The sequence below is a fragment of the Kitasatospora sp. NPDC004799 genome (genome assembly GCF_040609095.1).
In the GTDB taxonomy this organism is placed as follows: domain Bacteria; phylum Actinomycetota; class Actinomycetes; order Streptomycetales; family Streptomycetaceae; genus Kitasatospora.
Genome location: NZ_JBEXJK010000265.1, coordinates 1 through 11,439 on the forward strand (window position 1 = coordinate 1; position 11,439 = coordinate 11,439).

Annotated in this window: 8 protein-coding genes and 1 pseudogene; 8 read left to right on the forward strand and 1 reads right to left on the reverse strand. The window is 73.3% G+C overall.

The window, feature by feature from the left end:
* Positions 1–204, reverse strand: a pseudogene (locus tag ABZW03_RS27760) (hypothetical protein); the annotation flags it as partial.
* A 236-nt stretch (positions 205–440) separates the two neighbouring features.
* Between ABZW03_RS27760 and ABZW03_RS27765 the strand changes: the two are divergent.
* The 8 genes from ABZW03_RS27765 (at position 441) to ABZW03_RS27800 (ending at position 10,216) form a co-directional block, all read left to right on the forward strand.
* On the forward strand, positions 441–1,817 hold the full coding sequence (locus tag ABZW03_RS27765) for an erythromycin esterase family protein (RefSeq protein WP_355263817.1): 1,377 nt from the start codon (positions 441–443) through the stop codon (positions 1,815–1,817).
* A gap of 156 nt (positions 1,818–1,973) precedes the next feature.
* Positions 1,974–2,498 carry a hypothetical protein gene (locus ABZW03_RS27770; RefSeq protein ID WP_355263820.1) on the forward strand — a complete coding sequence of 175 codons (525 nt, stop codon included), beginning with the start codon at positions 1,974–1,976 and terminating at the stop codon, positions 2,496–2,498.
* 274 nt (positions 2,499–2,772) lie between these two features.
* Positions 2,773–4,056, forward strand: a complete 1,284-nt coding sequence (locus ABZW03_RS27775; RefSeq protein WP_355263823.1) for an LPXTG cell wall anchor domain-containing protein — start codon at positions 2,773–2,775, stop codon at positions 4,054–4,056.
* An 82-nt stretch (positions 4,057–4,138) separates the two neighbouring features.
* Entirely contained in the window at positions 4,139–4,399 is a 261-nt protein-coding gene (locus tag ABZW03_RS27780; protein WP_355263826.1) for a hypothetical protein, read from the forward strand.
* 352 nt (positions 4,400–4,751) lie between these two features.
* On the forward strand, positions 4,752–5,171 hold the full coding sequence (locus ABZW03_RS27785) for a YciI family protein (protein ID WP_345695141.1): 420 nt from the start codon (positions 4,752–4,754) through the stop codon (positions 5,169–5,171).
* Positions 5,144–6,475 (forward strand): DUF6596 domain-containing protein, encoded by a 1,332-nt coding sequence (locus tag ABZW03_RS27790; protein ID WP_355263830.1) that lies wholly within the window; start codon positions 5,144–5,146, stop codon positions 6,473–6,475. The genes ABZW03_RS27785 and ABZW03_RS27790 overlap by 28 nt, the downstream gene beginning before the upstream one ends.
* Positions 6,476–7,535: 1,060 nt before the next feature.
* Positions 7,536–8,270, forward strand: coding sequence for an ALF repeat-containing protein (locus ABZW03_RS27795; protein ID WP_355263832.1), 735 nt, complete (start codon positions 7,536–7,538; stop codon positions 8,268–8,270).
* A 569-nt stretch (positions 8,271–8,839) separates the two neighbouring features.
* On the forward strand, positions 8,840–10,216 hold the full coding sequence (locus ABZW03_RS27800) for an erythromycin esterase family protein (protein WP_355263835.1): 1,377 nt from the start codon (positions 8,840–8,842) through the stop codon (positions 10,214–10,216).
* Positions 10,217–11,439: the final 1,223 nt, after the last annotated feature.

Genomic DNA, 11,439 nt, shown 5'->3' on the forward strand with positions numbered 1-11,439 from the left:
GTCGGCCTGCTTGGTGGAGACCACCTCGACCTCGCCGGGCGCCTGGGCGAACTGCACCACGGACTCGACCTTCTTGCCCTTGGCCTGGAGGTCGAAGGTGCGGGTCCCCGCGGCGGCCGCGGTGTACTGGGGGGAGCCGACGAGCAGGGCCGCCAGCGCGGCGGAGGTCGCGAGGCCGGCCTGTGCGTAGTGAGTATTTCTCATATGAACCGTCTATGTGATCCGCGATTTCCGTCACGGGCACCACGCGGCGGCGTCCGGGTGAACCACGGAGCCGGCGCAGCGACCGGGGGCGGGGAGTGCGCCACCTGCTCGATGCCCGTTCACGAGGGGACCGTGGTCCCGGTGACCCGCCTGTCGGCGGGTGAGGCTAGCCCCCGGGCCGATCGGGGGGTGCGGCGGATGGTGGGGGGTGCTCCGGAGCGGCGAGGGTTGGGGTCATGATCACGCACAAGGTTCTGCTCGCCGCTCTGCTCGTCCCGCTCGGTGCCACCCTGGCCCTCGCCCCCACCGCCTCCGCCACCGTCTCCGCCGCCACCCCGCCCGCCGTGTCGGCCACCGCCGACGCCGCCGCGTTCCGCTCCCCCGAGGCGGCCCTCGACCGGGTGGCCCATCCGCTGCGCACCACCGAGCCCCTCGGCGGCCTGGCCGACCTGCGCCCGTTCGGCCGGATGGTCGGTGACGCGAAGGTGGTGGGCCTCGGCGAGGCCACCCACGGCTCGCACGAGTTCTTCACGGTCAAGCACCGGGTCCTGCGGTACCTGGTGGAGGAGAAGGGCTTCCGGGCCTTCGCCCTCGAAGCCCCGTGGAGCACCGGAGTGCGGCTGGACGGCTACGTCGTGCGCGGTGAGGGCGACTTGAAGCAGATCATGGACGAGGAGTTCCAGGGCACCTACCGGTGGTGGAACACCGCCGAGTACCGGGACCTGCTCCAGTGGATGCGCGCGTACAACGTCGAGCACCCGAAGGACCCGGTCCGCTTCGTCGGCGACGACAGCGGCTTCGCCGGCCCCGTGCTGTACGACACGGTGAACGCCTACGCGGCCGCGTCCGGCCCCGAACTCGCCCAGCGGATATCCGAGTTGTACCGGGGCCTGCGACCCGCCACCGACGCCGAGACGTACGTCGACGACTACCTGGCCAAGCCGCTCGCCGAACGCAGGGAACTCGCCGAGCGGACCGGCCGGGCGGTGGACCTGCTCGAGCAGCACCCCGGCACCGACGCCGACGCGCACGCCTGGGCCCTGCAGCACGCCACCGCGATCCACCAGATGACCACCCAGTTCGCCTTCGACCTGGACGACCCCCAGGGCCCCGCCGACGCCATGGTCTACCGCGACCGGGTCATGGCGCAGAACGTCGCCTGGTGGCAGCAGCACACCGGCGACAAGATCCTGCTCGCCGCCCACAACAGCCACGTCGCCCTCAAGACCTACGCCCCCGCCAGCCATCCGAAGGCCCAGGGCGACTTCCTGCGCGAGCAACTGGGAGCCGGCTACCTGAGCGTGGGCCTCACCTTCGACCACGGCTCCTTCAACGCCTTCGACCAGGACGGCGCCGTCCAGCGCTTCACCGTCGGCCCCGCCGAGCCCGGCACCGCCGAACACACCCTCGACAAGGTCCGCTACCGCGACTTCGTCGTCGACCTGCGCGACGCCCCGGCGCCGGCCCGCGCCTGGCTCACCGCACCGCACACCGTCAAGAACATCGACACCACCCACCCCTGGCCCGGGAGCGCCCCGCAGATCCGCCTCGCGCAGACCCACGACGTCCTGATCCACCTCCAGCAGGTCCAGGCGGCCCGCGAGCTCAACTAGCACCGCGCGGCCGCCCCGCCCCGGGCGCTGCTCCGTCGGAGGGGACTTCCCGGCCGTCGCATCACCGCTCCCACCTGGAGGGGGGCAGGATGAGGCCACTTCGCCTGACCGCCGGTCAGGACGCCAGGGACGCCTTGTCGGCGCCAGCCCTCAACGGTGCACCCGGCCGGGGTCGAGCGCGGCGGGCAAGCAGCGGAAAACGAGACAGGTGCCGACGACTTCTACGTGGTGGGAGCCGTCGCCCTGGGCGGGAAGACCCACGCGGTTCTCACCACTCCCGTGCAGATCGACGACGGTCAGGAACGTGCCTTCCCGTCCGACCAGCGCGTGGTCTTCAACGGCCCCGCAGCGGATGCCGACACCCTGCATCTCGGGCTCGCCGCCTACAACGAGGACGGGAACCGGGACTGGAAGAAGCGCGGGAGCGCCGCTGACAAGATCACCGCGGCGGTGGGTGCGCTGCCCGTCCCGTCGGGCGCGCTGCTCGTGTCCGCCGCCTGCACGGCGGCGGACGCGGTCCTGGGCAGAATCGACACGAACGACAGGCTGGGGCAACTCACTCTGGACGTCCGGGTCGAGGATCTGCAACCGGGCGCAGACAGGAGATGGTCGTGCAGCTCGAAACCGGGCGAGATCCGCACCTGGCAGTACGAGGTGTACTACGCGGTCGAGAAGAGCTGACGCCCGGCTCGAGGGCGAGCACGACGGTGAACCGCCGACTCCACCGGCACGGAGCCGTCGGACAGGCCGGGTCGGGCACGGCCGAGGGTCCAGCCGACAACAGCACTGGGTGCTGCCGACGGCGCGGCCGAGGGCGGCGGGGCCCCTCGGGATGCCCCCGGAACGACTCGTCCGACACCGCGCGGGGCCGGGTCTTCGCCTGTCGGGGTGGACACCGCCTGGGGGCCAACCGCCCTCTCCTGGCGGGCGCCGGACGTCCGCTCAGGATGGTGCCATGACTGCTGCTGCCAGCCGCTGCCCGTTCGGTCCCGCGATGACGGCGGTCACCTCGATGGCGCTCCTTCTCACCTCCGTCGCCTCCTCCAGGGCCTGGGCTGCCGCGCCCGACGGGGAGGTGGTCATCGTCGCCTTCTCCGGTGCCCAGCAGAGCGTCGTCGTCCCCTCGGGCGTGTGCACGGTGACGGTGGATGCGTTCGGGGCCGCCGGTGGCCGGGCACCGCTCGGTGTTTCCCACGCCGCCGGTCTCACCGAGGGCGCGCCGGGCGGCCGGGGCGGCGAGGTGAGGGCCGATCTCAAGGTGAGTGCCGGCCAGCGGCTCGGGGTGAACGTGGGCGGTGCGGGTACCACCGGTACCGCCGGGCCCTTCGGGAACCCGGGGGAGTTCGGGAAGGGCGGCTACAACGGCGGCGGCGAGCCGGGCGGGCGGCAGGACGCCGGCGGCTATCCGGGTGCGGGCGGCGGGGGCGCGACCACCGTGGCCCTCGATGATGCCGTGGTGATCGTCGCGGGCGGCGGGGGCGGCGCCGGCGGGACCTACGGCTACCAGGGCAACGAGGTGGGCCGGGGCGGCGACGGCGGCCAGGCCGGGACCAACGGGGCGGACGGCGCGACGGCCGACCAGCTGGAGCAGTACCGGGAGGAGATGGGCCACGGCGGAACATCCGGCGGGGGCGGCGGCGCGGGCGGCGCGGCCGGGGTCAGCACCCCGGACGGGCAGCTCCCGGGCGCGCCAGGCGGCAGCGCGAACGGCACCGACGGCGGCGACGGAGGACGGCTCGACGTGCCCTATTCGGACGTGACCGGTGGCGGCGGCGGCGGTGGCGGCGCGCACGGCGGTGGCGCGGGCGGCGGGGCCGGCTCGTACGGGTTCAACGGGATCGGCGCCGGGGGCGGCGGAGGCGGTTCCAGCAGCGGCCCCGGCGGCGCGGTCTTCACCACCGGCGCGCGCGCCGGGGACGGCGAGGTGCTCCTTCAGTGGCACGCCTGCACCCCTTCGCCTTCCCCCTCGTCCTCGCCATCGTCCTCCCCGTCCCCGTCCCCGTCCCCTTCGCCTTCCCCTTCGCCTTCGCCCTCGCCGGCCCCTTCCCCGTCCCCTTCGTCCTCGCCCTCCGGCACGGCTCCGGTGCCGCCGTCCTCACCGGCCCCGGCCACGTCGCGGCCGGCACTGCCCGAGACCGGCGACCGGACAGGTACAGCCCGTGTGGCGGCGGGGGCCGCTGTCCTGCTGCTCGTCGGCGGGGCCCTGACGTCGCTGAGGCGGCGCGGACGCCGGAGCTGACCCCTTGGAGGACGCCGGAAACCTTGGAGGACGGGCAAAACCCGCAGGTCAAGCGCCGGACGGGACATCGAGGTGCGGGCAGGTGGCCAGGGCTGCAGCCCCGCCCACCCGCCCGGCCCACCTCCTCCACGGCCACGGCCACCCGGCCCCGCCGTGGGACTTCGAGGACACCTTGGAGTGCTGGCGCGTCCAGGTCACCCACGGACTGCCCACCGACGACGAGCGGGACGACGAGCCGGCCGTCGAGACGCCGGAGCCGGTGGTGCGGGGGAGCCGGCCTCCGTCTGCGTGCCGCACCGGGGCGCCCGGGCATCGGCCCCGGACCCGGGCGATCTTCCCGTAGGCGTACTGACAGGCCCCCTGGACACCGGCCTTGGCCTGCCTGGCACTGAGGCGGCGCGGTGAAGATCCGCTGAACGCCCTGCGAGGCGCACAGGCTTCGCTTCGGGGGCCTGGATCCGCTCTCGTAGGGGGTTCGTCGTCACCCCGAGCCGCCCTTCTGCCGGTACGCCTCCTCGCTCGGTCTCGGCCTGGAATCGCCCTTCGGGGCGCATCGGGGGACCGTCCGAGTGTGTGCGATCACCCGGAATCAAAGAATCCCCCAAAGAATTCTTCGGCCGTGTCGATCTGTGGCTGCGCCGTTCGACCTTGGGCTGAGAGGGTCGAGAGACGATCCCTGACCGAGGAGGCCGACGATGGCGAAGTACATGCTGATCATGCGGGGTACGGACGAGTCGATGGCGAAGATGATGTCCACGCCGTTCGAGGAGATGCTCGAGACCGTGGGCCGCTTCAACGAGGAGCTGATCCGGGCCGGCGTACTCGTGGCCGCCGAGGGCCTGGACGACCCGTCGCAGGGTGTGGTGGTGGACTTCGCCGGTGAGACGCCGGTGGTCACCGACGGGCCGTACGGCGAGACGAAGGAGCTGTTCGGCGGCTTCTACCTGATCGACGTCGCCTCGAAGGAGGAGGCGGTCGAGTGGGCCAAGCGCCTGCCGGCGTTCCCCGGTTCGAAGTGCGAGGTGCGCCGCGTGCCGGGCATCGAGGAGTTCCCGCAGGACAACGAGTGGATCGTCAAGGAGCGGGCGTGGCGCGAGCGGACCGGCCAGCTCTGATGCCGGAAGCAGCCGACGGCCCGCCGGTCGCGGAGGCGGCGCGGCGGGCCATCGAGGCCGTCTGGCGGATCGAGTCCGCGCGGATCGTCGCGGCCCTGGCCCGCTACACCGGGGACTTCGCGCTCGCCGAGGACGTCGCCCAGGAAGCGGTCGCGGAGGCGCTCGTCGCCTGGACACGGGACGGCACGCCGGCCGACCCGGTGGGCTGGCTGCTGGCGGCCGGGCGGCGGCGGGCCATCGACGCCTTCCGCCGCAGGTCGGCGCTCGACGATCGGTACGCCCTGCTGGCGGGCCCGCTGGCCGAGGGCGAGTTCAGCCCGGGCGCGCAGGCCCCGTCCGCGGCGCCGGACGACCTGCCGTGGGATCCGGACCGGGTCGACGACGACGTCCTCGCGCTCATGTTCATCGCCTGCCATCCGGTCCTCTCACCCGAGGCCAAGGTCGCGCTCACGCTGCGCGTGGTGGCCGGCCTGTCCAGCGAGGAGATCGCCCGGGCCTTCCTCGTGCCCGTACCGACCGTCCAGGCCAGGATCACCCGTGCCAAGAAGACGATCACCGCCGCCCGCGTCCCCTTCGAACTGCCGCCCCCGGGGGACCGGACGGCCCGGCTGGCCGCCGTCCTGAGCGTCCTGTACGTCATCTTCACCGAGGGCTCCACCGCGACCGCCGGAGACGACCTCCTGCGCCCGGATCTCGCCTACGAGGCCGTCCGGTTGGCCCGGACGCTGACCGCCCTGCTGCCGGGCGAGCCAGAGGCGCACGGGCTGCTCGCGTTGTTCGAGCTCACCGCCGCGCGCTTCCCGGCGCGAACCGGCCCGGACGGGAAGGCGGTGCTGCTGGAGGACCAGGACCGCCGCCGGTGGGACCGTTCCGCGATCCGCCGCGGCCTGGCCGCCCTCGGCCGGGCCTCCGCGCTCGGCCGGGGTCTGGGGCCGTACGGTCTGCAGGCCGCGATCGCCGCCTGCCACGCGACGGCGCCCTCGGTGGCCGAGACCGACTGGGAGCGCATCGTGCTCCTGTACGAGGCGCTCGGCCGGGTCGCCCCGTCACCTGTGGTCGAGCTCAACCGGGCCGTGGCCGTCGCCATGGCCAGTGGACCGCGCGACGCACTGGCCCTGGTCGACGACCTGCTCGCCTCCGGCCGCCTGTCAGGCTCGCACCTGCTCCCCAGCGTGCGCGGCGAGCTGCTGGTCTGGCTCGGCCGCACCGCCGAGGCCCGCGCCGAGCTGGAACTGGCCGCCCGCCTGTGCAACAACGCCCCTGAGAGAGCCGTGCTGCTGGGCAAGCTGGCCGCCCTGGACTGATCGCCCGATACGGACGCCGAACCCCGTAGCCGACCGGCACGGGCTACCTCCGGGGCCGCCGGAGGAGGCGAGCAGAAGAGAACCCGTCTGCGCCCGTCGGTACCCGGTCAGCGGTCGGACACCGACCCGGCTGCCGACGACCCGCAGGTGCTGCGGGTCGCGGTGGCCTGGACCGACGCCGCTGCCCCGTGCCGCTCGCCGCCGTCCCGGTGCCGCGCCGGGCCGCTGCCCTGGTGCTGCCCGTCGGCGGGTGCTCGCCGTCCAGGCAGGCCTCGCTACTCGCCGTCCGCGCCGACCCCGCTGCGCCGCGGTTACCGGGCCCGCTGCGCCGCCGTCCGGGGCGCAGCCCGTCGCTGTCCCGCCCGCCGCAATGCTGCGCCCGTCCCGTCCCGGCTGCGGTGACGGCCTGCTGTGCGGCCGTCGCCGGGTCTGCTGGGCCGGGTCGACGTCCTGGTCCCGGTGGTGCTGCTCGCTGCCGTCCCGGTCCGCTCCCCGCCGTGCCGGGCCGGCCTGCTGGTCGTTGCCCTCGTCGGCCGGGCCGTCCTCCTGGGCGTCGTCCTGGGTGCTGCCGTTGCCGTCCGGGCCGGCTCGTACGGCCGCGCGCCCGGGTGCGCGCGCGGCCGCGCCCCGAGCTGCTCGTACGGGCACGCGTTCAGCCGACATCCCCTTCGTGACCGTCCGGTGGTCGTTGCTGGTCAGGGCCCCTGCGGCTGTTCTCACCGCCCCGACTTACCTCCGTGTGCCCCGTGCCCTGCCGATGAAGTGGTGGGGGCGGGTGTGCACGTCGCCCCGGTCGACGCTGCGCTGTGCTGTTCCGGCCCGCGTCCGGCGCCGGACACCGCACCGGGCCCCATGTCCGGACTTCATCCGAGCGATGTGATCGCCAGGCCAGTGGCAGGATCGGGGTGAAGATTGGCGTGATCATATGACGAACCGGGGCGCCCTCTCCTGTCACGATATTCGCACCGGGAACGGCGCTCGCGCAGAGGGGGATTCACTGCCCGTACCGCTTCCCGGGGCCGGGCGTCTGCCTGGCAGGTACTCGATCTCTGGGGGATTCATGAAGCTGTCCCGTGCGGCACTCGTGGTGGCCACCGGCGCGCTGGCGCCCGCCCTGCTGCTGTCCACTCCGGCCCTCGCGGCCACCGGTACGTCCTCGTCGTCCGGCACCGCCGTCGTCGCGACCACCGATGCCGACTCGCCGTACGACACGATGTCGGAGGACGACCTGCGGGTCGCGATCCTGCGCATCATCGCCGACCCCGCCACCGGCAGGGGCGTCAACCGCGAGGCGCAGAAGGCGCTCGACGGTACCGTCGACGACCTGCGGTACTTCCTGAAGACCGGGCGTTGGATCGCGCAGGACGAGGACAACCTGGTCGCGATCGCGAGGATCCTTGCCAATCCCACCTCCGGCAAGGCCGTGAAGCGCGAGGCGCAGAAGGCGCTCGACGGTACCGCCGCGGACCGCACGTACTTCCTGCAGACGGGCCTGCGGCTCGCGCAGGACGAGGACAACCTGGTCGCGATCGCGAGGATCCTTGCCGACCCCACCTCCGGCAAGGCCGTGAAGCGCGAGGCGCAGAAGGCGCTCGACGGTACCGCCGCGGACCGCACGTACTTCCTGCAGACGGGCCTGCGGCTCGCCCAGGCCGAGGACGACCGCGTGGCGATCATGCGGATCGTCGCCGACCCGGCGAGCGGTGACGCGCTGCGCGCGGCGGCGCTGAAGGCCTTCGAGGGCACCCCGGAGGAGATGCGGTACTTCCTGGAGGTCGGCCGGTACAACGTCTGACCGGTCGGGCGGCACGGGGCAGGGGCGCCTCAAGCTCGCCGACATGAGGGGCGCGGCCATCGACGTGCGCCCGCAACCCCCACCCCGTCGGCCAGGATCGACACCGCACGGATCGACCGGACTGCGCCGGCCGCTGGCTCCTGGACCCGGGCGCGGGAGGAGGTCGTCGGCACCGACATCGCCGCGCACGTCCAGCCCGTGGAGTTCGACACGGCCACCGGGACGCTGGCCCTGTGCGGACCCCGTGGCATGGGCGCAGCCGGTGAGGCGGCTCGGCGGGCAGTTGGCCCGGCGCCTGGACCACGGGTTCCCGCGTGCGGGCTGGCTTCGTTCACTTCTAGGGGTTCTGGCTCAACTTCTGGAACTTGAGCCAGAACCAGGTCTCACCTACGCAGCCAGGCCGGTCACCGATGGCGGCTGTTCTCGGGCAGCACACCGTGCTTGACTCCCATTCACGACGGGGAGCGTGGTCCCGGCACCCCGTCGGTCGGCGGATGAGGACAACCCCCGGGCCGGTCGGGGGTGTACCGGATGGCCTGCGGTGCCGGTGTCCGGCGAGAGTTGGGCCCATGATCACCATGCGTAAGTTCCTGCTCGCCGCGCTGCTCGTCCCGCTCGGTGCCACTCTGGCCGTCGCTCCGGCCGCTTCCGCCGCCGCTCCCCCCGCCGGGTCCGCGACGTCGGTCTCCGCCGACGCCGTCGCGTTCCGCTCTCCCGAGGCCGCGCTCGACCGGGTGGCACACCCGCTGCGCACCACCGAACCCCGCGGCGGCGTCGCCGATCTGCGCCCGTTCGGCACGATGGTCGGCGGCGCCACCGTGGTGGGCGTGGGCGAGGCCACCCACAGCTCGCACGAGTTCATCGCCCTCAAGCACCGGGCCTTCCGCTACCTGGTCGAGGAGAAGGGCTTCCGCACCTTCGCTCTCGAAGCCGCCTGGAGCAGCGGACTGCGGATCGACGCCTACCTCACCCGGGGCGAGGGCGATCTGAAGCAGATCATGGACGAGGAGTTCCAGGGCACCTACCGGTGGTGGAACAACGCCGAGTACCGCGACCTGCTCCAGTGGATGCGCTCCTACAACATCCAGCACCCCGATGACCCGCTGCACTTCGTCGGCGACGACAACGGGTTCGCCGGCGCGGAGCTCTACGACAAGGTGAACGCCTACGCCGCCGCGGTCCTCCCCGAACTGGCCCCCCAGCTCACCGCGCTCTACCAGGGCCTGCGGCCCACCACCGACGCCGCCACCTACGTCAACGACTACTCCTCGAAGCCGATGGCCGAACGCAAGGAACTCGCCGAGCGCACCGGGCGAGCGGTGGACCTGCTCAAGCAGCACCCCGGCGCCGACGCCGACGCGCACGCCTGGGCTGTGCAGCACGCCGTTGCGATCCACCAGATGACCACCGTGTACGCCTTCGACTGGGACGACCCCCAGAGCATCCCCGGCGCCATGCTCTACCGCGACCGCGTGATGGCGGACAACATCGCCTGGTGGCAACAGCACACCGGCAGCAAGATCATGATCTCCGCCCACAACGGTCACATCGCCCTCAAGAGTTACGCCCCGGACACGTACCCCCGGGTGCAGGGCGACTTCCTGCGGGAACAGCTGGGCACGGGTTACGTGAGCGTCGGTCTCACCTTCAACCAGGGCACCTTCAACGCCTTCAACCACGATGGTGCCCCGGAACGCTTCACTGTCACACCTGCCGCCCCCGGCACCGCCGAACACACCCTCGACAAGGTCCGCCACCGCGACTACGTCGTCGACTTGCGCAACACCCCAGCCCCCGCCCGCGCCTGGCTCGCCGAACCGCACACGATCAAGAACATCGGCGCCACCTACCCCGGGATCGCCGACGCCCCGCAGATCCGCCTCGCTCAGACCCACGACATCCTGATCCACCTCCAGCAGGTCCAGGCGGCCCGCATGCTCAACTAGCACCGCGCAGCTGCCACCCTTCCCAAGCGCCCACGGTGCGCGAAGCGATGCCCGTAGCCGCTTCGTCTCGGGGTGCTGCTCGTCGACGTCCTGCTCGCTCGGCCGCCTCTGCTGCGTCGTGCCGCCGCCCGTGCCGCCGCCCGTCCCGGCCGCAGGGCCAGCTGCTGTGCCTGGCCGCCGACCACCACCCAGAGCGACCATCCGCGCCGTGGGTGCTCGCCGTCGAAGGCCGACCGACGGGTTGCTGCGCAGTGTCGTCCGTCCGGTCGGGAAGGCAGGAAGGGCCGGCGGAACCTCGGGCCGGGCGTCCTCGTCCTCCTGGCGGTGCCGCCGCCCGTCGGCGCTGCGTCGTGCCGGGCCGTCCGGGTGCCGCTCGCTCGCCAGGCGGGGCGGTCAGGCCGCGGAGGCCTGCGAGGCGCCGTCCGGGTCCTGACGCAGATCCTGACGCGGCTCCACGCCCAAGTCCTGACGTGGGTCCTGACGCGGGACTCCCCCCGCTGGCGCCGCCTGCCAGTTTCCGCAGGTCAGGGGCCGTACACAAGGGGCGGAAATTCCGACGTCCCTCTCCTGAGCCCCCTCCATTCCTAGTGGTGGGTGGGTTGGGCAGTCGTCGCGGGCCCGGGCGCCTGCGGCGGGCTGTCTTCGGTGGCGACGTCCGGCGGTGCCAGCCGCGCCGCGCTGGGTCGGGTCGGGGCCGACCGACCGCTGCCTGGCCTCCTGGGGCGGCGTCGGCCAGCAGCACGAGCTCGACGTCCTGGTCGACGTCGCCGCCCGCCCCGGCCGGACCGAAGCCCGCTTCGCCGGGTCGGGCCCGGTGCCACGGCCGGTGACTCTTCGCGCTCACGAAACCGCCGCGCGGCGTCGTCCCCCGCTCCCGAGGTGTACGCACGCGAGGAGATGCACTGTGCGTGGCCGGCGGGCCCGGCCCGGTCTGCCCGGAGGTGGCCCCGGGGGTTGCCTTGGAGGTTGCGCCGGGACAGTGCCGGTCGTCTCGCATCTGCGCTGGTCAGACGGCGGGACAACCCGCCGTCAGGGTGCCGACTACTTCCCCACGGACCGGGGTGGGTCCTGGTGATGTGCACCCCGGGTGTCCCGTACGGCCCGTGGAGATCAGCCGCGCGGCGGCGCGGCCGGGTACGGGCGCCGCGGCCGGGCCTGGGTGTTGCCCTCGGCGGCCGCCAGGAGGCGGAGCTTGTCGGCCCGCTCGTCGGCGGGCCGACGAG

What these genes read in the sequence shown, in the direction of transcription:
- ABZW03_RS27765 (WP_355263817.1), top strand. Translation starts at nt 441, where the DNA reads ATGATCACGCACAAGGTTCTGCTCGCCGCTCTGCTCGTCCCGCTCGGT.
- ABZW03_RS27775 (WP_355263823.1), top strand. Translation starts at nt 2,773, where the DNA reads ATGACTGCTGCTGCCAGCCGCTGCCCGTTCGGTCCCGCGATGACGGCG.
- ABZW03_RS27785 (WP_345695141.1), top strand. Translation starts at nt 4,752, where the DNA reads ATGGCGAAGTACATGCTGATCATGCGGGGTACGGACGAGTCGATGGCG.
- ABZW03_RS27795 (WP_355263832.1), top strand. Translation starts at nt 7,536, where the DNA reads ATGAAGCTGTCCCGTGCGGCACTCGTGGTGGCCACCGGCGCGCTGGCG.
- ABZW03_RS27800 (WP_355263835.1), top strand. Translation starts at nt 8,840, where the DNA reads ATGATCACCATGCGTAAGTTCCTGCTCGCCGCGCTGCTCGTCCCGCTC.